Annotated in this window: 20 protein-coding genes and 3 pseudogenes; 16 read left to right on the top strand and 7 right to left on the bottom strand. The window is 49.3% G+C overall.

Going from position 1 to position 23,264, the window contains the following annotated elements; translation table 11 throughout:
* From PSHG_RS28475 to PSHG_RS20325, 3 genes and pseudogenes are all read left to right on the top strand, one after another.
* Positions 1-245 (top strand): annotated as a pseudogene (locus PSHG_RS28475) (carbohydrate ABC transporter permease); the annotation flags it as partial.
* 71 nt (positions 246-316) lie between these two features.
* On the top strand, positions 317-1,972 hold the full coding sequence (locus tag PSHG_RS20330) for an extracellular solute-binding protein (RefSeq protein ID WP_010276984.1): 1,656 nt from the start codon (positions 317-319) through the stop codon (positions 1,970-1,972).
* A 318-nt stretch (positions 1,973-2,290) separates the two neighbouring features.
* Complete coding sequence (locus PSHG_RS20325; RefSeq protein WP_010276983.1) at positions 2,291-2,746, top strand: hypothetical protein; 456 nt, start codon at positions 2,291-2,293, stop codon at positions 2,744-2,746.
* Positions 2,747-2,892: 146 nt separating this feature from the next.
* Here PSHG_RS20325 and PSHG_RS20320 read toward each other — a convergent pair whose 3' ends face one another.
* Positions 2,893-5,058 (bottom strand): HelD family protein, encoded by a 2,166-nt coding sequence (locus PSHG_RS20320; protein ID WP_010276981.1) that lies wholly within the window; start codon positions 5,056-5,058, stop codon positions 2,893-2,895.
* A 1,387-nt stretch (positions 5,059-6,445) separates the two neighbouring features.
* Here PSHG_RS20320 and PSHG_RS20315 point away from each other — a divergent pair.
* Together PSHG_RS20315 and wrbA are read left to right on the top strand one after the other, a co-directional pair.
* Positions 6,446-6,901 (top strand): MarR family winged helix-turn-helix transcriptional regulator, encoded by a 456-nt coding sequence (locus PSHG_RS20315; protein WP_010276979.1) that lies wholly within the window; start codon positions 6,446-6,448, stop codon positions 6,899-6,901.
* A gap of 409 nt (positions 6,902-7,310) precedes the next feature.
* A complete protein-coding gene (gene wrbA / locus PSHG_RS20310; RefSeq protein WP_010276976.1) occupies positions 7,311-7,919 on the top strand; it encodes an NAD(P)H:quinone oxidoreductase in 609 nt (202 codons plus the stop codon).
* 256 nt (positions 7,920-8,175) lie between these two features.
* Here the strand turns inward: wrbA and PSHG_RS20300 are convergent, their stop codons facing one another.
* The 5 genes and pseudogenes from PSHG_RS20300 to ku all read right to left on the bottom strand — a co-directional run bounded on the left by PSHG_RS20300 (position 8,176) and on the right by ku (position 12,167).
* Entirely contained in the window at positions 8,176-8,667 is a 492-nt protein-coding gene (locus PSHG_RS20300) for a CYTH domain-containing protein (RefSeq protein ID WP_010276974.1), read from the bottom strand.
* Positions 8,664-8,948 (bottom strand): annotated as a pseudogene (locus PSHG_RS20295) (LysR substrate-binding domain-containing protein); the annotation flags it as partial. The gene PSHG_RS20300 and the pseudogene PSHG_RS20295, both read right to left, overlap by 4 nt.
* A 99-nt stretch (positions 8,949-9,047) precedes the next feature.
* Positions 9,048-9,944 carry a non-homologous end-joining DNA ligase gene (gene ligD, locus PSHG_RS20290; protein WP_010276971.1) on the bottom strand — a complete coding sequence of 299 codons (897 nt, stop codon included), beginning with the start codon at positions 9,942-9,944 and terminating at the stop codon, positions 9,048-9,050.
* Positions 9,945-10,197: 253 nt separating this feature from the next.
* Positions 10,198-11,142: an ATP-dependent DNA ligase gene (locus PSHG_RS20285; protein ID WP_010276970.1), complete on the bottom strand. Its 945-nt coding sequence runs from the start codon at positions 11,140-11,142 to the stop codon at positions 10,198-10,200.
* Between the two features lie 185 nt (positions 11,143-11,327).
* Positions 11,328-12,167, bottom strand: a complete 840-nt coding sequence (gene ku, locus PSHG_RS20280; protein WP_010276968.1) for a non-homologous end joining protein Ku — start codon at positions 12,165-12,167, stop codon at positions 11,328-11,330.
* Between the two features lie 567 nt (positions 12,168-12,734).
* Here ku and PSHG_RS20270 point away from each other — a divergent pair.
* The 7 genes from PSHG_RS20270 to PSHG_RS20240 all read left to right on the top strand — a co-directional run bounded on the left by PSHG_RS20270 (position 12,735) and on the right by PSHG_RS20240 (position 18,003).
* On the top strand, positions 12,735-12,950 hold the full coding sequence (locus PSHG_RS20270) for a hypothetical protein (RefSeq protein ID WP_010276966.1): 216 nt from the start codon (positions 12,735-12,737) through the stop codon (positions 12,948-12,950).
* A 289-nt stretch (positions 12,951-13,239) separates the two neighbouring features.
* Positions 13,240-14,292, top strand: coding sequence for a thiamine-phosphate kinase (thiL, locus tag PSHG_RS20265; protein WP_010276963.1), 1,053 nt, complete (start codon positions 13,240-13,242; stop codon positions 14,290-14,292).
* A complete protein-coding gene (tsaE, locus tag PSHG_RS20260) occupies positions 14,285-14,764 on the top strand; it encodes a tRNA (adenosine(37)-N6)-threonylcarbamoyltransferase complex ATPase subunit type 1 TsaE (RefSeq protein ID WP_010276962.1) in 480 nt (159 codons plus the stop codon). Before thiL ends, tsaE begins: the two co-directional genes overlap by 8 nt.
* On the top strand, positions 14,761-15,687 hold the full coding sequence (gene tsaB / locus PSHG_RS20255; RefSeq protein WP_010276961.1) for a tRNA (adenosine(37)-N6)-threonylcarbamoyltransferase complex dimerization subunit type 1 TsaB: 927 nt from the start codon (positions 14,761-14,763) through the stop codon (positions 15,685-15,687). Before tsaE ends, tsaB begins: the two co-directional genes overlap by 4 nt.
* On the top strand, positions 15,665-16,237 hold the full coding sequence (gene rimI / locus PSHG_RS20250; RefSeq protein ID WP_010276959.1) for a ribosomal protein S18-alanine N-acetyltransferase: 573 nt from the start codon (positions 15,665-15,667) through the stop codon (positions 16,235-16,237). The genes tsaB and rimI overlap by 23 nt, the downstream gene beginning before the upstream one ends.
* Positions 16,234-17,295: a tRNA (adenosine(37)-N6)-threonylcarbamoyltransferase complex transferase subunit TsaD gene (gene tsaD / locus PSHG_RS20245; protein WP_010276957.1), complete on the top strand. Its 1,062-nt coding sequence runs from the start codon at positions 16,234-16,236 to the stop codon at positions 17,293-17,295. The genes rimI and tsaD overlap by 4 nt, the downstream gene beginning before the upstream one ends.
* 489 nt (positions 17,296-17,784) lie before the next feature.
* Positions 17,785-18,003: a hypothetical protein gene (locus PSHG_RS20240; RefSeq protein WP_010276954.1), complete on the top strand. Its 219-nt coding sequence runs from the start codon at positions 17,785-17,787 to the stop codon at positions 18,001-18,003.
* 169 nt (positions 18,004-18,172) lie between these two features.
* Here the strand turns inward: PSHG_RS20240 and PSHG_RS28470 are convergent.
* Positions 18,173-20,111: pseudogene (locus PSHG_RS28470) on the bottom strand (ABC transporter ATP-binding protein).
* Positions 20,112-20,461: 350 nt separating this feature from the next.
* Between PSHG_RS28470 and PSHG_RS28465 the strand changes: the two are divergent.
* The 4 genes from PSHG_RS28465 (at position 20,462) to tatC (ending at position 22,931) form a co-directional block, all read left to right on the top strand.
* On the top strand, positions 20,462-21,055 hold the full coding sequence (locus tag PSHG_RS28465; RefSeq protein ID WP_010276952.1) for a 5-formyltetrahydrofolate cyclo-ligase: 594 nt from the start codon (positions 20,462-20,464) through the stop codon (positions 21,053-21,055).
* A gap of 94 nt (positions 21,056-21,149) precedes the next feature.
* Complete coding sequence (locus PSHG_RS20225; protein ID WP_010276949.1) at positions 21,150-21,635, top strand: MogA/MoaB family molybdenum cofactor biosynthesis protein; 486 nt, start codon at positions 21,150-21,152, stop codon at positions 21,633-21,635.
* 230 nt (positions 21,636-21,865) lie between these two features.
* A complete protein-coding gene (gene tatA, locus PSHG_RS20220; protein WP_010276946.1) occupies positions 21,866-22,120 on the top strand; it encodes a twin-arginine translocase TatA/TatE family subunit in 255 nt (84 codons plus the stop codon).
* Between the two features lie 70 nt (positions 22,121-22,190).
* Entirely contained in the window at positions 22,191-22,931 is a 741-nt protein-coding gene (gene tatC, locus PSHG_RS20215; RefSeq protein WP_316244852.1) for a twin-arginine translocase subunit TatC, read from the top strand.
* The last annotated feature ends 333 nt before the right edge of the window (positions 22,932-23,264 follow it).

Here is a 23,264-nt window from a genome sequence, read left to right as displayed (position 1 = left end):
CCCTGATTTATTTGTCAGATCAGGCCAAATATCCGCTGCAATTAGTGCTGCGCGAAATTCTGATCCAGGGCCAGATGGCGGACATGGTCGATATGGCTGACGACTCACTGGCCAAACAGCTGATGGAGGTGGAGGCGATCAAGTATGCCGTCGTTATCTTCGCGAACCTGCCGGTCTTGATGCTCTATCCATTCCTGCAGAAGTACTTCGTTAAAGGGGTTATGATCGGGGCTTTGAAGGGCTAAAGTCCCGCGTAACGATACATGGTTCACCCGTCAATCTTATGTTGTCCCCAAATACAAGGAGGTCATTCAGAATGAGAAACAAAAGAAAATGGGCAGCAACGGTATTAACAACAGCCATGTCAGTTAGTGTGCTTGCAGCATGTGGCGGTGGGAATTCATCATCGCCTGGCAATTCATCCTCTCCATCTCCTGGACAGTCAGCGGCTCCGCCAGAGGAAGTGGCCAATCTTAATGAAAGCGGATTCCCTATTGTCAATGAACCTATTAATCTAACATTCTTTACAGGGAAGTCTGCTACAACGGCTAATAACTGGGCGGAAACGATGCTTTGGCAGGAATACGAAAAAATGACGAATATTAAAGTTGATTTTCAGCTGGTTCCTTTTGACAGCGTAGACGAGCGTAAAAACCTGGCTTTGGCCGGTGGCGACTATCCCGATGTATTTTATACAGGGCGTTTCAGCAATAATGATCTGATTAAATACGGCTCGCAGGGTACGTTTATTCCACTGAATGATTTGATCGAACAATATGCGCCAAACTTGAAGAAAATATTGGATGAAAATCCGGACATTCGCGCAGGGATGACGATGCCAGACGGCAATATCTATGGAATGCCGACCATTTACAGTGCCGATTTCCCATCCGTTCTGCTCGGCTCCAAGCTGTGGTATAACAAGGATTGGCTGGAAGCATTGGGGATGGAAGAGCCGCAAACGTTGGATGACTTTTATAATTATCTCGTAGCAGTTAAAAATACGGATCTAAACGGAAATGGGCAGCAGGATGAAATTCCGCTGGGGTCCTATCAAATTGCCGATTTGATTAACATTACGAAAGGCTGGTTCGGATTGATGAACCGCGGAACGGCGAACGCGAACTTCGACATCGATCCGGAAACGAACGAACTGAGATACATTCCGACTTCCGACGCTTTCAGAGAGCAGCTGGAGTTCCTGAACAAACTATACACCGAAGGTTTGCTTGAGAATGAAATTTTTACGATTACCGCGAATGAATACTTCGCTAAAGGTGCAGACGGGGTGTACGGTTCTATCCTGACGACCGGTCCAGAAACGCTGATGGGCTTGACCAACTTTGTCGGCTTGCCTGCGCTTGAAGGTCCTAATGGAGACAAGTTAGTTACAAAGATTCGCTCTCCGCTGGTTCACTTAGGTCAGTTCGTTATCACCGACAAAAACCAGCATCCTGAAGCAACCATCCGCTGGATGGATCACTTCTACGGTGAAGAAGGTAACCGGATGTTCTTCATGGGCTTTGAAGGCGAGAGCTTCGTTGTTAATGAAAACGGTGAAGTGGAATACACCGATGAAATTCTCAACAACCCTCAAGGCTTGACTATGGAACAAGCAGTGGTCAAATATGTAACCTGGCCGGGCGGAAGCTATCCGGGCATTGTCCGTCAGCAGTTCTTCAAAGGGGCCGAATCCCTGCCAGCATCCATTGAAGCAACAGAGAAGCTGGAGCCTTATCTGATCGACGAGATTTGGCCGACCTTCACGTTTACTTCAGAGGAAGCTGATCGTTATACGACTCTGCATTCCGATATCAACACTTATGTAACAGAAATGCAGTCCAAATTTATCTCCGGAGCTGCTTCTTTCTCCGAGTGGGATAACTACGTGAACACAATTAATCGTATGGGCCTGGAAGACTACATGGCTATTAATCAAGCAGCCTTGGACAGATATCTGCAAAGTAAATAAACAATAATTAACGACTTACCGACTCGCCGGGCTTCTTAAGTGGAGCTCGGCTTTTTGTTTCTAAAATATTCCAACATAATCCAGTATAGCCGATTAGGCAGTTATAGACTAGGGGAAATTTAATTATAATTTAACGCTCCAGCCTGCTTTCCTCTGGCTAATCAGATTTTTGCGAATGTCAGCCAACCTTGATTTTCCTCTATAAAGGTATGCCAATTAGCCAATAATAGCGCGATAATTAGCAGCCAGGGAGTATAAAAGCACCCATATTTAACCATCCTAAGCCTATATCTGATGAATGGTTAGGAGAGTTAAAGAATGGATAACAAGCGAACGGAATCCGCGGATCATCCCCATAATCCGGAACAGCAAAATGTCCAGGCAGAATGGAATTCCCTGCCAGGCCTAAGGGAGGATGCACCCCGGGTATCTCAAACAGTAGAGGAGGAAACCCGATTCTCTCAGGCCGGGCTGTTTCCATCTTCTGCCGCTGTGACAGAGAATGGCCCTATGCATGAGAAAGCTGTCCTTGACCCGCCGAGGCTTCATGAAGCTGGACATCTAGATGGCCCAGAGGAAGAACGGGCCATGGGACAGGAATTAGAGAAGGAAGAGCGGCCGTCTGTGATTGCGTTTTTGTCGTTCCTGTTTATTGCAGGTTATATTGTGTTAACGATTGCGTCCAGCGGCACCGGCGGATTACAGCCCGTTGATGCAAGAGACGGGGGCGTGTCCGGTTCTATTATCGGCGGTGAATTAACAACGGTGCCATAAACTTTGCCTACACTATGCGCAGCCCCCATTGCACAGTGCTGCTTTGTTTCGCTAAATGGAGCGGAGGTCGGTTGACTTACATGTAAAAATGCTGCGAACGGCTCTTTTTTAACAAGAACGAACCTGCGAGCGGCCTTTTTTAGCAATTACCCTGTAATATTCTCCGTGATGAAAAACGATTCCTCGGCTTTACTAAGCAGTGGAGAAGGAACTCCCTCATATACGACCCATAGTGCGTGCAGGGCGCGTGTAGCCCCGACATAAAGCAGTTTGGCATCCAGGGCATTGGCGGTGTAACGGTTGTCGTCCACGTCAACAATAATGGCCGCGTCAAATTCCAGGCCTTTGGCCAAATAAACAGGAAGAACCGACAACCCGCCCTCATATTCGTTCAATCCCGCATGGAGCAGGGCCGCCTCAATACCCGCCTCAGCCAGCATACGATGAATCTCCCTGCTGCGCTTGTCATCTCTTGTAAGGACGGCAATGGTTTGCAAGGTATGGTTGCTCTCTAATTGAGCTAATATGTTAGGCAGTGCTTGACCGGTTTGTCCCGGCGGGAGCGGGAGCTGTTTAACTTTATCGCCGCTGCGAAATACAGGAACCGCTTCAAGAAAAGGAATACCGCTGGCCTTTAAAATGGAGTTGGCAAAATAAATAATCTCCATCGTTGACCGGTAGCTGCGTTCCAATTGAAAGTAAGCGGATTTTTCCGGATCGAATTCATGTAAAAACTCATCCCAGCTCGTAATTCCCTGATAAGCATGGATACCTTGAGACAAATCCCCCAAAATAGTGAACGACCCGCTCGGAGTATACTGCTTGAGCAGGGAGATCTGGAAAGGGGAGAAGTCTTGAGCCTCATCGATTACGACATGATCGAACATCATGGAGCGATCCATACCATTGAACCGGTTACGGATATGTACCAATGGGGCTAAATCTTCCCAAAGAACTTCTTTTTTCTTCAGGCGCCGGGCGCTTTCTTCCTGAATCGCCGCAGGGATTTGCGCCAAAAGCTGTTCAGGCAGCGGCAAAGTCCTCTTGGCCGGCATAAACAGCTGGGTATAAAATTGCAAAGGACTAGGGTCAAGCCAGCCTTTCTGATAAGTTCTTAGCCGTGACATGGCGGCTTTTCTCTGTTCTTTTTTGCGTTTGGGATCCGCGATCGTATCCAGCTGCATTTCCAGCCACCGTTTGATTCTGGCGAGTGTTTTCTCCCTGCGTTTAGCCAACGGGTAGTGGCGATTATCGACTTTATACCACTGATGAATAGTTTCCGCAGATAACACGGCGTCCTCGTAAGGCTCGAAGTCGTTTTCAGGCAGATGATGGTCTTCATAATAAGTCAGCAGCTCATCAAGCAAGCTCATAAAAGCGGTGGAGCCCTTGTAACGGCCGGGGACTTCCGCATCCATTGCTGCCTGTTTTGCCCCGGAGCCAAACCAATAGGAATAAGTAGTCTCCTGTGGTGCAGGCTTGACATCATGTTCCAGCAAATCGAGTGCCCAATCGGTAAAGGTGGTCTGCTGAATATCGCCTACTCCAAGCTCGGGAAGCACGCCGGATATGTAATCGAGGAACATCCGGTTAGGAGCGAAGATGATCATTTTTTCGGCACGAACCTGTTCACGGTACTGGTAGAGCAAAAATGCGAGTCGATGGAGGGCAACTGTCGTTTTGCCGCTTCCGGCCACTCCTTGAATGACAAGCGCTGAGTTTTTGGCCGCACGAATAATACGGTCCTGCTCCGACTGAATCGTAGAAACGATATCCCGCAGGCGGTTATCCTTGTTTTCGCCGAGTCGGTACAAGAGAAATTCATCTGCTACAGGCAGTTGGTCGCTGCCTTTGACATAGGTGTCTACAACGCGCTGCAGCTCTTGCTGGCGTATGACAAGATTTCTTTTCAAATAAACGGTTCCGCTAACTTCGCCATCAGGTGAGTCGTAGACGGCAGTTTCCTCCCCGCCGGTAAAGGAATAAAATAAGCTTGCTACCGGAGCGCGCCAATCTATAACGAGCAGCTCCCCGGTCTCCTCGTTTTCCGCTCCGTGTTTGCCGAGATAAAGCGCTTGCCGCTGTTCACCGGAGGCTTCAAAATCCAGCCGGCCAAAATACGGTTCGATCAAAGATTTAGAGAGTCTTTCACGCCGGGCCTGCCGCATCGCTTCCAGCGATTGCTCGGCTAAATCATAGCCGTGATAAATCGGTATTGCTTCCAGTTCCTGAAGTTGGGTTTGCAATCGTTCCACGGTAAGCTTTAGGTGGTTAAGTTCCTCTTGATAGGCACTTTGACGGGATGCTTCCATATCAGTTACCTCCTTTGGGAATCAAAAAAATAGGCCAGCTCGAAAAGGACTTTTTGAAATGGCCTTTTCGGTGGAAATGAGCGGCATAGTTGACGGGTATCAGGGTAGCTATAAGTAAGCATAAAGGGAGCAATAAAAAACTGAGCCATTGCAGTGCGCCCAAAAATTACCTTCTTAACGGTAGCCTTGCAGGTTCGTCCAAAGTTACTTTTTTTAATGTTAGCCTTGCAGGTAAGCTCAAAGTTACTTTTTTAATGTTCGCGATGGATGATCGTCCTGAATAAAGTTGAGCCTGTCAAAAGGTAAGGAAGCTAAAAAGAGCATGCACAGTAGGCTTACAATCGGCAAGCTCAAACAAAAGAAGGCAGTATAAAGCAATGTGGCTCATATAGAAGGACATAGATCAATCTAAGCGACATGACTACATACAAAAATAGGGCTGAGCAGCATGAGCAAATGAAAGTAAATGACTGAATACAAGGAAACGAATGAATATAAGCGATATGAATGCAAAGAGCTCGTTCGTAAGAAAGAATACGGTAGATAGACTATAGAATGAGATAAAATGAGATAACTTTATGTTTTTGAAGTGTGATGAAAAGTGCCTTAGAGCTATGGAGTCGTTATGAAGCAAACAAATGTGGACCTTATTTATCAGACATATCCAGAGTTGATCTACAGTTGCCAAGCGAAATTTGTTGTAAGAACAGCAAGAGGCCATCGCAAGGTCGCGAAGCGGCCTGCAATGTGCTGCCCGGCGGTTATGCGATTTGCTGCGATGGGCCTTAAGATGTGTTGCACGAGAAGTATTGCAGGATTACGCAATGTACTGCATTACTGTGTTCTCACGGTAAGAGCAGGGCGACGGGGTATTGCACCATCTATTGCGGGATGTATGTACTGCGATGTTTTACGCTAAAGCCTCGCCCTCGCTCTTATATTTGTGACAAAAAGCCCAAAAAACCGCGAACTGAGCAAAATAAGGACCATGGCAAGCATTACAATTTTTAACATCCTGATTTTGCTCAAATAAGGACCGCAGCGATCGTTAGAATTTGAAACAGGCTGCAAACAACGAGCTGAACCTGTATTTGCTAATGGACTGCATACTACAAACTCCCAAAATGCTATTAACGAGTTTCAATACGCCCCTGCAATTGCCTGCAAATCGTCGCGCCATAACCAAACATTTTTGATTCGGACTATGTAAAAAATGTTGAACTCAAAAAGTGAGTCAGAAACACCATAATAATCAATAGCTCAAACGTTTGTCAAGAATGATTTGAAGTAGAGGAGACTTGACAGCTAGAGCCTATTATTGATATCATTATCTCGAATTCGAGATAAATAGCAACAGCCAGACAATGAAGTAAGGATTTGATGCCCTATGACCCGCTCTCCTAGCCATGATGCCCAGGATGACCTTTCACTAAAGCTGCTTATCGTATTAACACGCGCTCACCGTTCAGTTGCAGACCGCTTGAAGCGGGATATTCAGCAGTACGGACTGAACATGACGGAATTTGCTGTTTTAGAGCTGTTATTTCATAAAGGGGAACAGCCAATTCAGCATATCGGCAAGAAAATATTGCTTGCTAGCGGAAGCACCACTTACGTGGTCGACCAGTTGGAGAAGAAGAGCCTGCTCAAGCGCAAAATGTGCCCAAACGACCGCAGAGTTACATATGCGGTAATTACGGAAGAAGGTTCGAAGCTGATGCAGGAGATTTTCCCCCGTCACCGGGAAACCATCCAATCGATGTTTTCATGCTTGAGTGGGGAAGAGAAGCAGACGATGATCCGCTTGTTGAAAACAATGGGCATCCACGCTCAAGGGCAGTGAAGTATAACGGTAAGCTAGGCATAGCTACTGGCTTAGCCCGCCTTTCCGCCAATAGACTGTCCAAAGACGGCAGGCGGGTTTGCTTTACTTAAGATGCTGCGGTATGAGAGGCGGCATGTACAGCCAGAGTAAGCGGTGGCGTGGGACGGTAGTGTGTGCGGCGGCATGATGGTGGCAAGTAAGGAGGCAAGGGACGACGGCGTGTACAGTGTTATCCTTGACGGCATGTGACAGCGGCGAGTTATGGCGGTATTAGCAGCATCGACAAGGCAGTGGTTTGGCCGCTAGACGCCTTAAACTAGCTGGGACAACAATAGGGGAAAAATACTGTTTTTTTTCACCAATTGTCTCGAATACGAGGTAATTGGGCAATATATAACCATCTATAGTAAAAGGAGAGAAGTGTACCATGTCTAAAATCAAGTTAGCCGTTATTTACTACAGTTCTACAGGAACTAACTATCAATTGGCTCAATGGGCCAAGGAAGGTGCTGAAGCGGCAGGTGCAGAGGTTAAGCTGCTAAAAGTAGCGGAACTGGCCCCCCAGGAAGCTATTAACAGCAACCCTGCATGGAAAGCCCATGTTGAAGCGACCCAGGATGTGCCTACAGCTACTTCGGATGATCTGGAGTGGGCAGATGCGATCATTTTCAGTGTCCCTACCCGCTTCGGTAACGTGCCTTCCCAAATGAAGCAATTTCTGGATACGCAAGGCGGATTGTGGGCTCAGGGCAAGCTGGCCAACAAAGTTGTTAGCGCCATGTCCTCGGCTTCCAATGCGCATGGCGGTCAAGAAGCGACAATCTTGTCCCTGTACACGACTATGTATCATTGGGGGGCCATCGTAGCCGCTCCGGGCTATACAGACCCGGTAATCTTCGGAGCGGGCGGTAATCCTTATGGAACCAGTGTTACCCAAGGCCAAGATGGAAAAATGGTAGAAGATGTACGTGCTGCTGTTGAGCATCAAGCTAAGCGTACAGTTCAAGTGGCAAGCTGGGTAAAAGCAGGACAATAATACCCGAGCTATTAATCCAACAAAATGCCTGGCATTTAAAACATTCAGTACTAAAGGCCCGTGGAACATCACGGGTCTTTTTCCATGGCCCCGCGGTTCGTTATACTGGGGAAAATACTTCCGTGGTCCCGCGGTTTGTTATACTGGGAAAATACTTCCATGGCCGCAGTTTGTTGTGCTGAGAAAAATGCTTCCGTGGACCCGTGGTTTGTTATGCCGGGAAGATGTTTCATGAGCCAAACAGGAAATTTTGCGTTTACTCCTGTGTTTTTTTCCATAAGACCTTATTGCTATATTCAAAAGTCTGATCCAGCTCCTCGCCAAACCAGTAGGGGGGATGGAAGGCTAAGGCTTCATCCTCACTTTCGAATTCCACCTCTACAACGGACAAGGCAAACTGATCATAGGTATCGATCTCCAGTCTGTATCCATCCCAAGAGGCAACGAAACGGTGCTTGATCAAAAGACGCAGCTTATCCCGCTCTAGGAGTTGAGCGTACAGATCTGCCGAAATCGGATATTCGATTTCTTGTTTTTTCAACCCGCTTCCGCTTTTATATGTATGGGTATAGGTAACTTCACCTTTTGGGAGCTGCGTAATCCTTCTTACACGAATTTCTTCATTTAAACCCAATGCAAGATAAGTTTGCTCGATCTTCATAACGCTGGTGATGGCAACCTGCCATTCCTGAAGGTGTGTTTTCCAGTCATCCGGCATGCGAAACTTTCTTTCGATTTCAGTTGTCATTGTGGTGATTGATCCTCCTTTTGGGACATAGCGCGAACTTCCTGGATAAAAGCCTTTACTACCGGAGTGAGCACCTTGTTTTTGCGGTAGACAAGATAAATATAGCGCTTGGCAGGAAAATTGGGAAGCGTTTTGCCTGCCAGCAGCCCGCTCTGTACTTCCCGCTGGCAGCTTCTATGCGACATGATGGCTTGACCGATTCCGTTCCGCACCGCTTCCTTCATCGTTTCGGTGGCCGAAACCTCCATCACCTGATCGAAATGAACACCATTTTCGAGCGTCCACTCATCAAATTAACTTTATTCATCTAGGGTTGTTCATCAAGGGTTGTTCATCTAGAGTTATTCATCAAATGTTATTCATCAAGGGTATTGATTTGTTCAGGGGATGAAATGGAGAACATGATCCAGATTTTGTGGCGGAACACGCGTAATTAAGTCCCCGTATTTGGCCAGCCTTTCTTCAATAGTAAGTAAATTATAAGCTTTAATGTCACAGTTTCGAGCAACCTCTTCCCACAGCAGAGGGGTAGATACAGTCGCGTGTTCGCGGGCTCGCGGCGTGTAAGGGGCGGATAGTGTTTTTCCGGGCCAGTGCTGAAGATAGTCGATGTAAATAAGAGTGCCGCGGTTTTTTTTCAGGCGTTCTATAGTAAATAGCCGGGGGTGCTTCTGCACCAAATAACGGGCGATGAATTCACCTATTTTACGTAATTGGGAAAAGCTGTAACGAGGCTGTATAGGGATAAAAATTTGCACGCCGGAAGCCCCGGACGTTTTGGGGACGGAGGCGATGTTAAGTGAATCCAGCACCTCTCCAATCAGCTTGACCGCCTCCATTAACCGGGGCTCTTCATCTACCGACGGATCGATATCAAGTATCCACTCGGCAGGACTCTCGTCCCCTATATAATGAAATGAAGGGTGAAATTCCAGGCAGGCCAGATTGCCAAGCCATAGCAAGGTGGGCACGGAATCGAGCACTACGTAATTAATTCCATTCAACTCAGCGGTCTTAACGAAATCGGGGGTGGGCTGAGGAGCGTTTTTTTGATAAAAGGATTTGTCAGAGATTCCATGAGGAAACCGAATTGTCGTTAAATAGCGGTTTCGGCAATAGGTGAGCAGATAAGGGGATAGGGCGAGCAGCTTTTGCAAATAAATCAGCTTAGTCACACCCGCAGCGGGCCATAACGGCTTCTCGGGATTCGTCACCTGAATTTCGTAACCGCCGACATGTACTGTTCCTTTGACTTGACTTTTTGTGCTTGTCTTCAACTCTGTCCCTCCCTTGATTGGTCCCCGCTAAGGCTGGCTGTCCCCGGTGCTCCCTGCACAATGTCATTCACAGCTATTCGACAGCCTAACTGTGGGCGAAACAAATTATGAACGATTACTGCAGTGAAAATAAGATCCGTGGGCGATGCTGCTCTACTGGGGATGGTGGTTTATGTGTTCGCAGGCTCCGTTCCGCGTGCCCCATGGGCTTTGCAAGCCTCACAGGCACCTAAAAAAAGCGGCAGGCGGAGCTTTACAGCTGACTGAAAGAGCATGCCTCCGGGTCAACTTGAACAAAGCCTTGGATACTAGGCTGGCGGAGCACCCCGTCTTTTGTCCATTCCATATAGCGGATGCTTACGGTAAGAACAGGCTTCAGCCAAACGGTATTGTTCAGACGCTCAGGTGTATTGGCGAAAGGTTTTTGTTCGAGGATGAAAGGCTCAAGCCGATCGGTCATAAGCCGCCAGTCTGCCGCTTTCAGCTTTCCGGTTCCGGCATGGCCTATATACAATAACTGCCCCTGATGATAAAGACCGAGCAGCAAAGCGTTAACAATTCCGCCCCGCTTGGTGACGCCTCCTACAATGGCGAAGAGGTCATGGTAATGCTTATGCTTTTGCCAGCGGGCATCCTTGCCGTCAATGCTGTAAGAGCTGTCGAGATCCTTGTATACGACCCCCTCCAGTCCATGCTGTCCGGTAATGGCAAATAATTGCTCGTATTCCGTTACGGATGGAACAAGCTGTACGGATGCATTTGGCCGGATAATTTGTTCAAGATGCTGCTGCCTCTGCCAAAGAGGAAGCTGGGTTATCCATTCCCCATTCAGATAGAGAATGTCAAAAATCATGTACACGACAGGGATTCGTTTCATAGCTTCGGGAATTCCCTGTGTCCGTCTCATGCGGTCCCGACTCATGACCCTGTGAAAGGAAGGCTTGCCATCATCAAGCGCAATCACTTCCCCATCGAGAATGACCGAAGAAGCCTCACAGTAGCTTCGAACGTCCAGCAGCTCCGGATACTGCGCAGTTTTATCATTAAGCCTCCGGTTTACCAGCCGGACCTCGCTATCTTCGTCCAAATAGGCCAGCATGCGGACTCCGTCCCATTTGATCTGGGCAATCCAGCGATCCCCTTCAGGGGCATGATCAGTCTTTACAGGTTCGAACGGAATGACCGGCTGCAGCTTCACGGCAAAAAGCCTCCTTTAACCCGCACTTTATCCGCTGTTTTTTTAATTTAAAACTAATCCTTATCCTTTGCGACCTCTTGCGTTAGCTGCTGCCAGCCGGCTTCCTGCTATCCATAGACGGGTTTGCCAGTAACATGTACTGTCAACAACTTGCGCACTCCACAGTTAGCTGCTACTTGCACAGGTTAAGAAACAGTTTCTTTCTTGGTGCCCTTTTTTGCTGACTTTTTCTTAGCTTTCGGCTTAGTACCAGGATCGGTCTGAACTGCATCCAGACTCGCTTGCAGTGCTGACATTAAGTCAATGACATTCGTTTCTTGACGTTCAGGCGCAGCTTTAACTTCTTTGCCGGCAATTTTCTGCTGAATTGCATCCAACAGGCCTTCGCGATACGGATCGGTGTATTTTTCTGGCTCGAAAGGTCCGGAAAGCTGCTCAATTAACAGCTTGGCCATGTCCAGCTCCTTGTCATTGACCGTGGCATTTTCCGGCAAATTAGGAACCTGCTGCACAGGACGAATTTCATCGGGATAAAAAATCGTTTCCAGCGCCAAACATTGATCCACGATGCGGATAGCGGCCAAACTGCTTTTTGATCGTATAGAAATTGTAGCTATCCCTATTTTCCCGGTTTGCTTCAATGATTCCAGAAGTAAGTTATAGGCGTTTGATCCGGTGTCCCCGGGAGAAAGATAATAAGTTTTTTGAAAATAAATCGGGTCGATATCGGTCAAGTTGACGAAATCCATAATTTTGATCTCTTTATTGGCACCCGTGGACAGGTTCTCCAGCTCTTCCTTTTCAAACAATACAAAATGGCCAGGCTCATACTCGTAACCTTTGGAGATTTCTTCCCACTCCACCTCGCGGTCACACGTTTTACACTTGCGGACATAGGACAAGGGAGTAGCACATTCCTTATGAATGTATCGCATACTGATATCTTTATCCTCTGTGGCCGCAAACATTTTCACCGGTACATGAACAAGACCAAAGCTGATGGCCCCTTTCCAAAGTGTATGCATAGTCTGCCGACTCCTTTGCTTGGAATAGTAATAGTGTTTCCATTTTCAGGTAGCTCCAACCCTTGGGCGATTAATTTAAAAAAGTGCTTAGGCGGTTTGTAAGTTAGTATGTGTTGCATGAAGAAGATTATGTTTAGGGGACTGTAAAAAAGGCTGAGGCTGATACAAGCCTCGACGCGGGACGCTGACCAATGCACGACGCGGATGCCTACAGGCAGGAGATACACATGCGGATTCTACAGGACAGAAGAGATACATGCGGATTCTACAGGACAGAAGAGACATACACGCGGATCCAACAAGGCAGAAGAGATACGCGGGCTCACAGGGCACGCCAGATGCCGCGGATACATTGATTGCGGAGGGCTGCCTAGGAACAGAGGAAATAAGCGGTTGTATGGGAGCAATGGGATAGAGAATACTAATAAAGAATAAAGGTATTACATGATAATTATCATCAAGGTAGTTCCAGGTAAAGACCTAACAACGAATGATGCCGGAAAAGGCTAAAAAGACTCTTGCCAGCTTTTTGGCCAGAAAATTGGAGAAGAAGGGAGACCTGCCAGGATGGAAAATCGCGAAAAAGGCAAAGAAACCGAGTACTGCCCGGATTGTGACCACGAGGGGCGCTCCGACTATTTTATGGATATCGATCGTATGGTGAACGAAGGGTTGGGTGGAGGCCAGGTTACTAACCACAATGGACTCATTGAAGAAACGACCACAGACACCATGAACAATCAGGAAACCTTGGCAGCTAATGAGCGTACCGGACAAGCTTGAAATCGTCCATTCAATACGGCAAACCCTGCTTGAGGGACTTGTATAATATTTTTTTGAAAAAAGGATGGATAAGGGAATGGGCGGCCAGACTTGTAGTAACAAGGTCTGGCCGTTTTTATTGTCCAGGGAAGGCCGGGGAGGCCCTTCGTGAGGAATTCTAACGAGATGGATCGCCTGGATTAGCGGGCGAGGCTCTTGGGACCTGTTCGCCTTCGACCCTTGCGGGAGCAGGAGGGGAGGGCTATAATATGGTCATTACTTTACCTTATACAAGGTGGGATGTGTACGGATGATAGAAGAATTTGCTTTGATCCGGCGGCTTACTGCCAAAGGAGGCAGAGAAACCAAGCCGAATAGCCCGCCGTTAACGGTTGGGATAGGGGACGATGCCGCTGTGGCGCCCTTGACGCCCGGCTTTCAAATGGTTTTGGCTTGTGACACGATGACGGAAGAGATCCATTTCAAACCGATTACGATGAAGCCGGAGGATGTCGGCTACAAAGCCCTTGCCTCTAACATAAGCGATATGGCGGCCATGGGAGCAGTTCCCCGCTATGCTCTTGTGGCGCTGACTGTTTCGGATAAGGTTCAGCAGCAATGGCTGGATCGGCTGTATGACGGTCTATACGAGTGTGCGGAGCAGTATGGAGTGAGCGTTGCCGGGGGAGATGTCTCCTCGACTCTGGGGGGAGTTGTTATATCGGTAACAATTGTTGGCGAAGTGGAAGCGGATTCTGTTTTGCTGCGTTCTGCAGCAAAGGCTGGCGATATAGTAGCGGTAACGGGTCCGTTGGGACGATCGGCGGCCGGGCTTCATTACTTGCTCGAGCGGCGGATTGATGCAGACAAGCTTCTCCTGGAGCTGGAGGAAGCGTATCGCGAGCTGGTGGCGGCCCATCAGCGCCCGCAGCCTCGGGTGCAGGCAGGTCGCCTGCTGTTGAGATCAGCCAGCCGGGCGGCGTGCAATGATGTTAGCGACGGATTGGCCAGTGAGTCGTGGGAGATCGCTGAAGCTTCGGGGTGCGGTATAATAATCGAGGAAACACGCCTGCCGTTAACGGCCAATTTGCAGGCTTATGCAGAGAGGACCGGAATGGATCCGCTGCAATGGGTGTTGTACGGTGGCGAGGATTACGAGCTGCTTACCTGCATACCTGCTGATGAGTTCAGCAGAGTGGAGCAAAGCTTCCGTGAGCAGGGCCTGCCCTTATACCGTATTGGTGCAGTTACGGATGAATGGGCAGGAGTGAAGCTGCTGGACAAGGATCAGCAGCTGAATCCGATTGCGAAGGGCGGATATAATCATTTTCAGGAGAAGGCTGGGGAGACTGAGCATGCATGAGACGGCTTTTCATTATGACTCGACGGGGGAGAGCGATACGGCTCGCCTGGCAGAAGCGCTGGCAGAAATCATGAAGCCTGGGGCGGTAATAGCGTTGGATGGTGACCTGGGGGCAGGAAAAACTACCTTCTCCCAGGCATTTGCCCGGGCGTTAGGAGTTAAAGATGTTGTAAACAGCCCTACTTTTACTATTATTAAAGAGTATGAGGGGCGTCTGCCTTTTTATCATATGGATGTTTATCGGATTTCGGAAGCCGAGGCTGATGAGCTTGGGCTGGATGATTATTTTTTCGGTGAGGGAATAACGGTTGTTGAATGGGCCAGCCGCATAATCGAGCTGCTTCCGGCGGAGCACTTATCTATTTATATAGAAACTTTGGGGCTGGATGAGCGGAAGCTGACCGTTATGCCGCATGGTAAAGACTATGAGCAGTGGTGTTCTACGCTTAAAGAAAACGGGGTTTTGTTATGATCAAGGAAGAAAAGACGTTCCGTCCCAATCATGCGGCGGTTGACGGACAGATATGGCTTGCAATGGATACAGCGACTTCGTCTATGACTGTAGCTCTCATGAGAGGGGAGGAACAGCTCGCTCTAAGCAGTTCCCGAGCAGAGAGAAATCACTCTATTTATTTGCTGCCGATGGTGAAACAACTGCTTGAGCAAAACGGGATGAAGCCGCGGGACTTGTCAGGGATCGCCGTTGGCGTCGGACCGGGTTCTTACACTGGTGTGAGAATAGCCGTTACTGCTGCTAAAACGATGGCGTGGGCTCTAGGTTGTTCAGTAATTGGCGTCTCCAGTCTGGAAGCGATGGCTTTGGGCGGATCGCTGCGGGTTCACCCCGAGAGCAAACGGGCGGAAGAAGGCCGTGACGGTCATAGGAAGACTGCTATCCATGGGAAAACTGCTGTTAACTGGTATGTCCCGCTTATGGACGGCAGAAGAGGCCAGGCCTACACAGCGCTGTTTGCTTCGGCCCGGGGAGAATGGAGCCGTCTGGAGGAGGATGCCATTCTGCTGATGGCAAGCTGGCTGGAAAAGCTGAAAGACCGTATTCTGAGCGGTGAAACAGGCGCTGCAGCTGATCGTGGCATCGATAATGAAGTGCCGCAGGAAATTTGGTTTGTTGGTGAAGTGGAATCTTTCCAAGCGCAGATCGAGGCGTTCGCAAGGGCCTGTGAAGGCCTTAACCAGATTCAGGTGCATACCTTGAGCCATGATTTGTCTTCCGGAGAAATAGGACGACTTGCCATACAGCGGCTTGCGTCAGGAGGAAAGCCCGATGAGGTTCATGGGCTGCTGCCCAATTATACCCAGCTGGCGGAAGCCGAAGCGAAGCTGCTGGCGAAGAACAAGGGGGGCCAGGATCATGGAACCAGGCCGGCAAACTGATATTGGCGACCGTTTGAATTTTCGCTTGATGAAGGTGGAGGATATTGGGCGGATCTGCGAAATTGAAGAGGAGGCTTTCCCCACCCCTTGGACTTCGGCGGCATTTTATAATGAGCTGGTGAACAACCATTTTGCCCATTACATGGTTATGGAGCTGGACGGCGAGATTATCGCGTACGGTGGAATGTGGCTCATTATGAATGAAGCCCATGTGACCAATATTGCGGTGGCCCTCCGCTATCGCGGAATGAAGCTCGGAGAGCGGCTAGTGCGCGAGCTGAAGCGGACAGCCGCCTTCATGGGGGCGGACAAAATGACTTTGGAAGTAAGAGAATCGAACGAGGTCGCCAAACGTTTATATCGTAAGCTGGGCTTTGCATCGAGCGGAGTTCGCAAGGCCTATTATACGGATAATAATGAGGATGCTATTATTATGTGGGCAGATCTGCCGCGTGCGGCATCGCCCGTCAAGCCTGCTCAAGAGAAAGGGAATGCTCAGCAGCCGGGCCGGCAAGTTCAGCATCAGGAAGGAGCAGGGAAGCAAGAATGAGCGCAAACCGAACGATAGAACAAACGAATACAGCTGCCAAACCCTGCTATTTGTTAGCGATCGAAACAAGCTGTGATGAAACGTCGGCTGCCGTTGTGGAGCAGGGTACCATTATTCGCTCGAATATCGTCTCCAGCCAAATGGAAACTCACCGCCGATTCGGAGGAGTGGTGCCTGAGGTGGCTTCCCGCAAGCATGTGGAGACGATGACCCGAATGATCGAAGAGGCGCTGGCGGAAGCGAACGTTCGTCCGGACGAGCTGTCAGCGATTGCCGTCACTCATGGCCCGGGGCTTGTCGGCTCGCTGCTTGTCGGCATGGTAGCAGCTAAAGCTTTGGCAGTGGCCTTGGATTTGCCCTTGATTGGCGTCCATCATATTGCCGGACATATTTACGCCAATCAGCTGGTCCAGCCGCTGCAGTATCCGCTCATCTCGCTTGTGGTGTCGGGCGGCCATACCGAGATTGTTCACGTTGAGCGGGAAGGCTGCTTCCGCATTCTCGGCCAGACCCGTGACGATGCGGTAGGTGAAGCCTTCGACAAAGTGGCCAGGGCGCTGCAGCTGCCTTATCCGGGAGGGCCGCATATCGACCGTCTGGCCGGAGAAGCCGAGCAGGCAATCACATTGCCACGGGCATGGCTGGAGCCGGGCTCTTACGACTTCAGCTTCAGCGGGTTGAAGTCGGCGGTGCTGGCTGCATTAAATCAAGCGAAGATGAAAGGAATTCCGCTGGAGGCTGCACATGTAGCCCGCGGCTTTCAGGAATCTGCGGTGGAGGTGCTGGTCGAAAAGGCCATTCGCGCTGCGAATGAAACCGGGGCCAAGCAGCTGCTGCTGGCTGGTGGCGTAGCGGCAAACCGCGGCTTGCGCCAGGCGCTAACAGCCCGCTGTGAGGAAGAGGGAATCCCGCTGCTGATACCGCCGCTGGACTTGTGCACCGATAATGCGGCTATGATAGGTGCTGCGGCCTACTTGAAATATACGAGGGGGCAATTTGACTCCCTGGAGCTGAAGGCCCAGGCTCTATTGTCGCTGGAGGAATGGTCTGTCGGGTAACCCATACAGGCAGGATTTTGAACAGGATTTATTTGAACAGAATTTAATTGTACGGGATTTAATAGAAGATCGCGTATCCGTCTAGTAGCAGGCGGATACGCCTTTTTTTTACCATATTTGAATTTATAAGTTTCGTGCTTGGCGGAAGACCAAATTCTTGTTGACGATAACCCCTTCCTCTAAATGCGGTCGCTCATCTTCGAAAGGGCTCGAATATATCTGCAAGGAGAATGTATAAAGATGTGGAAAACTGTTGGTGGAATAACTTGTGGACATAGTTATCCACATACCAAGTGTATAATGTGAATAAATATTGTAAACCATTGGCGCTCTAAGGCTAGTTGAATCCACAGAAAGGGGATAGTTTTTTCAACAGAGTCTGTGGATAATGTGGATAAAATTGTTGATTACTAATTTTTTTGCTGGGGTTCTCATAAAATCACACTTCGGACCTGTGGATAACCTTGTGGATGGATGAGGAAAGCCGAAATGAGAAACGAAAGCACGAAAGGCAGGGCGAAAGCCGAAACGAAAGCAGAGGGTGAATGCCGAAATGAGAAACGAGAGCAGCAGGCTGAAACCCGGAGCGAAAAAGACGAAAGCACGAAAGCACGGAAGCACGGAAGCGAGACACGAGAACAAAAGACGAAAGCAACGAAAGCACGGAAGCGAGACACGAGTACAAAAGACGACAGCAACACGAGGTGAAAACGAAAGCAGAAGCCCGGGAAAAATCGGGGATTCTAGCATCCATTAGCGCATACAGAGAAGCACCGCACGCTGGAAGCTGCGTACGGTGCAAAAAGGAGCGTGATAGGGGGTCGTTTGATTTTATGGGTTCTGTTTGGTCTGTATTCATTACGGCCGAAGCTTATATTTACTCCATGTAGGATTCCCATTCCTCAAACAAAGGCTCCAGACGAGAGCGAAGCTGCTCTAACTGATCGTTTTTTTCCTGAACGAGTACGTAATTGTTATACACTTCCGGAAGAGTCAGCTCTTCCTCCAGCGAGGCGATCTGCTGCTCGAGCGAGGCGATATCCTGTTCCAGCTGCTCCAGCTTGCGCTGGCGGCTGCGTTCTTCCCGCTTAGCGAGCTTATCCGCTTCGTAACGGTTGGGGCCAGGAGGCGCCGCAGCTTCCGCCTGACCGGATTTGGGCTGGGACTGCTCGAGCTTCTCTGCGGCCTTCTGCTCGGAAAGCTCTGCTTTTTTCTCTACATAATCATCGTAATTACCTAGATAAACCGTTGCCCCGTCAGGAGCAAGCTCAACAATGCGTTCAGCCATCTTGTTCAGAAAGTAGCGGTCATGGGAAATGAACAGCAGAGTACCCTCATAATCCATTAAGGAAGCCTCAAGCACCTCCTTGCTGAAGAGGTCCAGATGGTTAGTAGGCTCATCGAGGATCAGGACATTGGCATTGAGCAGCATCAGCTTGGCCAGAGCGACCCGCGCTCTTTCCCCGCCGCTGAGAGCGGAAACCTTCGTTAATACATCCTCGCCGCTGAACAAAAAGTTGCCCAGCACCGTTCTGATCCGCGCTTCCTCGAGGTGGGGATAAGCGCTCCAAACTTCCTCCAGCACAGTGTTAGCGGGATTTAACTGTGCCTGCTCCTGATCATAAAATCCGATGGAGACATTGGCCCCCCAGCGATAGCTTCCCCGAAACGCCTGCTGCTCTCCCGTCAGCACTTTCAACAAGGTGGATTTTCCTATACCGTTAGGGCCAATTAAAGCTACCGTTTCCCCGCGCGTCAGCTTTAGGTTTACATTTTCAAATAACGGGGTGTGGCCGTCAAAGGATACGGACAATTGCTCTGCATCCAATACTTCCTTGCCCGAAGGCTTGTCCACCTCAAAAGAAAAGGAGGCTTTCTTCAAATCACCGAGCGGCTTATCCAGACGCTCCATCTTCTCCAACGCTTTGCGGCGGCTCTGTGCCCGTTTGGTGGTGGACGCCCGTGCCAAATTGCGCTGAATAAAATCCTCCATTTTCGTAATTTGCTCCTGCTGCTTTTCGTAATGCTTTAAATTAATTTCGTATTCGGCTTGTTTAGTCTGCACATACTTGGAGTAATTGCCGGTATAACGGCGGCAGGCGTTACGCTCAATCTCGTAAATGCCTTGAACCAGTGCATCCAAAAAATATCGGTCATGGGAAACGACCAATACCGCCCCGGGATAGGACCGCAAATAACTCTCCAGCCAGGTCAAGGTTTCAATGTCAAGGTGGTTGGTTGGCTCATCAAGCATCAGCAGATCCGGCTCCTGAAGCAAAAGCTTGGCCAGAGCGAGACGGGTTTTTTTGGCCTCCGCTTAACGTATCGATTCTGGTATCCGGGGAGAAATCCGCAAATCCCATTCCGTGCAGGACTCCGCGAATTTTGGCTTCCATTTCATAGCCTCCGCGCTCCCGAAACCAGTCGGAACGGCTGGCATAGCGCGACATGGTTTCCTCATAACGCTTAGCATCTTCGATGAGCTTGGGATCCGCCATGCGCAGCTCCAGCTCGCGCAGCTCCTGCTCAACCGCAAGCAGCGGCTTGTAAACATCCCGCATTTCTTCCCAAATAGTTAAGGTGGAGTCCAGGCCCCCATTTTGCGGTAAGTAGCCTATCCGGGTTTCCTTGGCCTTGAAAATATCCCCGCTGTCGTAAGACAGCTCGCCTGCCATAATTTGCAGCAGAGTGGATTTGCCTGCCCCGTTAACACCGACGAGCCCTAGGCGCTCCCGTTCCTGGATTTGCAGCGATATATTGGTTAATACGGTTTTGATCCCGTGACTTTTAGTAAGATTGGATACCTGCAGCAGCATCTTTAGCTTCTACCTCATTTCCTGTTGATTCTTCTGCTTTAAGTCTACCTGATCCGGGTGAATTGCACTAGTCTGGTCAACTATAGAGTTAAGAACTGGTTAATCTTTTTACAAATGGGACTTTATTTTGGCGGCTCGGGTTAAAATGGAGAGGCTTGGATGGGCCGGCAGCTGCTGAACTGATCTGGGGAATTTATATTGGAGATGTATAGCGATTCCGAGATCTGTATGTGCTGGTATCGCGTTGAGGTGTTTAAGGATTTTCTGTGACGATTCTTTCAAGTGGTTGTCCTGTGTGCTACAATGATGAGACTAGAGTCAACCTAGTATAAGAGAGGCTGCGCGAGATAATGAGTGAAAAACGCCGTTTGCGTCTTATGGCAGAACAGCGCCGTTCAGCTTTGCCCGCTGATCAGCACCTCCTCAAGTCGGAGCTAATGTGTGAAAGGGCGATAGAGGTATTGAAGGATGTAGTAGAACAAGAGCCGAAGCAGGCGGTGCTCTCTTACATCCCTTTTCGCAGTGAACCGAAGCTTGACACGCTCATGAAATGGTGCTGGGACAGAGAGATTCCGTTGGCCGTACCGCGTACGGATGTCCGCCATCGGCGATTAACTTTTTATCTGATTAAGTCAATGGATCAGCTGGAAGCGTCAGGGGCATGGGGGCTGCGAGAACCGGGTCCGGTCTGTCAGCCGTTAGGTGAAGCGGATCAGATAGGCTGTATTCTTGTTCCCGGCCTGGCGTTTGATCATGAGGGCGGCAGATTAGGCTATGGAGGCGGCTACTATGATCGCTACCTGCAGACCTTGCAGGCAAGTCATGGCTGCTTGCCTTTGACTTTAGCGTTGGCTTTTGATTTGCAGATCGTTCCGCAAGTTCCTATGGAAGAGCATGACTACCGGGTAGACAAAATCATCACCGAAAGCACAACCATTCCATGATCCGTTATCTGTAGACGGGGAATGACCGGCAGCCGGCCCTTGCTTTGTATACCAGGACAGCCGGATTAGTATAGGATGGATTGGAGGAGCATTCATGCGCTGGAAGGTAGCAATCCTTACGGCTAGTGACAAAGGATCCCGGGGGGAAAGGGAAGATACTAGTGCTCAAGTCATCCGTGAATTGGTTGAGGAAGAAATGAACGGTGACATAGTGGAATACCGGATTGTCCCCGATGAGATCAATGAGATTATGGCGTCACTGATCGAAATGACTGATTATTATCAGGCAGATTTAATTCTGACCACCGGGGGTACCGGGCTGGGCTCGAGAGATGTCACTCCGGAAGCGACTATCCAAGTGATCGAACGGACGGTGCCTGGAATCGTAGAGGCAATGCGCTGGAAGGCGATGTCCAAAAACCCGGCTATGATGCTGGTTCGCTCGGTTTGCGGCATACGCGGTAAATCGCTGATCATTAATCTGCCGGGTACCCCCAAAGGTGTTCATGAGTGCCTGGCTTCCATTATCGAGCAATTGCCAGTTGCGCTGCGGATGATCGCAGCTGGCAGCGAGGAGTAGAACCGCGGAAAAAGGTTGTATTCCTCAAGCGCTAGGCGGTACAATATAAAAGAACCATACTGCAAATACGCCTGATGCTTGTGAAATCACATCGGCTTAACCGGGCGGAGTTTACGTTATAGAGAAAAGTTTTTTGACGCGAGGCAGCTTAAGCCCAGGCTAGCAGAGCGGGCTGAAGGCAAGACGATTAAGAATAATCGTATATCTCACATCTTAAGGAGGAAATGAACATGGCGGGAATTGGTACAACAGGGGTAATTTTGATTATACTTGTTGCGTTGTTATTGTTTGGTCCGAGCAAGCTTCCTGAATTAGGCCGGGCTTTTGGTAAAACGCTGCGAGAATTTAAGAACGGAGCGAAGGATATTATGGGGGACGAGGAGGAACAGCCCAAGCGCAAAGAAGTGCGTGATGACGTGGAACGCTTGTCCCAATCTGAAGGCAGCTACAATGCGCCGCGTGACGCCAAACGTTTGCCTGAGTAAAACCAACTTTATTAGCTTTTAAAGGATTAACAGAGTAGGATCGGTTGGTGAAGTTATGCAGGAAGATTCGATGACGCTGGTCGACCATTTGACGGAGCTGCGCAGACGGCTGATCTGGATAATCGCCGTCCTGGTCATCGCAATGATTGGCGGTTTGGTTGCATCTATATACCTGATAGAGTACTTTCGATCTGTGGAGCCTGCCAGCAATATGAGTTGGCATGCTTTCTCTTTGTGGGACGGAATTAGGTTGTATATGCAATTCGCTTTAATTTTGGCGCTAATCGTCACGTTGCCTTTTACTCTGTACCAGGTGTGGGCGTTCGTGAAGCCCGGGTTAAGAGAAGAGGAGCAGAAGGCTACACTTAAGTATATCCCTTTCAGCGTTCTTATGATTCTGCTGGGAGTTTGTTTTGCTTATTTTGTAGTGTTCCGGATGGCATTTCATTTTACCCAGAACGTGAACATGAAGCTGGACCTGGTGGAGACCTACGGGGCTATTCAATACTTCAGCTTTATGTTTAACATTGTATTTCCGATTTCGCTGTTGTTTGAAATGCCGATCGTTGTTATGTTCTTAACTAAGCTGCGAATTCTAAACCCGAAAAGATTGCGGAAAATGCGCAGAATAGCTTACCTGGTTCTGGTCATTATAGGGACCGTCATTACACCGCCCGATCTCATTTCGGACTTGCTTGTAGCCGCTCCGCTTATTTTGTTATATGAATTAAGCGTGCTCCTCTCTGGTGTCATCCATCGCAAACAATTGCAGAAGGATGCGGAGTGGGAGGCGGAATATGGCGCAAAATAGCTTAAGATCGTCCGGTGTCGATCGCCCGGTGTTGATCGTCCAGTTCCCTGCGCAGTTCCGATCGCCCGGTTCCCCGCATGTCTTAGCCTCTGGAATCGGCTGAGGCACCCGGATCTCGGAGACAGGAGAGGCATCCGAGTCTCAGGACCAGGAGAGGACGGCTGGATCTCTGAAACCGTTGAGCGTACCCGGACCGGCTTATGTGTCACCCACGCTGGATTAACCTCACAATTATCTGCTTACCGCTGGGGTATGAATGCGAATTAGGCGAAATGCCTAAATAACCAAGGGGCCGTCTTAATAAGTCCTCTTCCCAATCAAGAGGTCAAAATA

Origin of the sequence: Paenibacillus senegalensis JC66 (assembly GCF_000285515.1) — a bacterium.
Lineage (GTDB): Bacteria > Bacillota > Bacilli > Paenibacillales > NBRC-103111 > Paenibacillus_L > Paenibacillus_L senegalensis.
The sequence above is the reverse complement of the archived record's forward strand: the minus strand, read 5'-3'. Positions and strand labels throughout refer to the sequence as shown.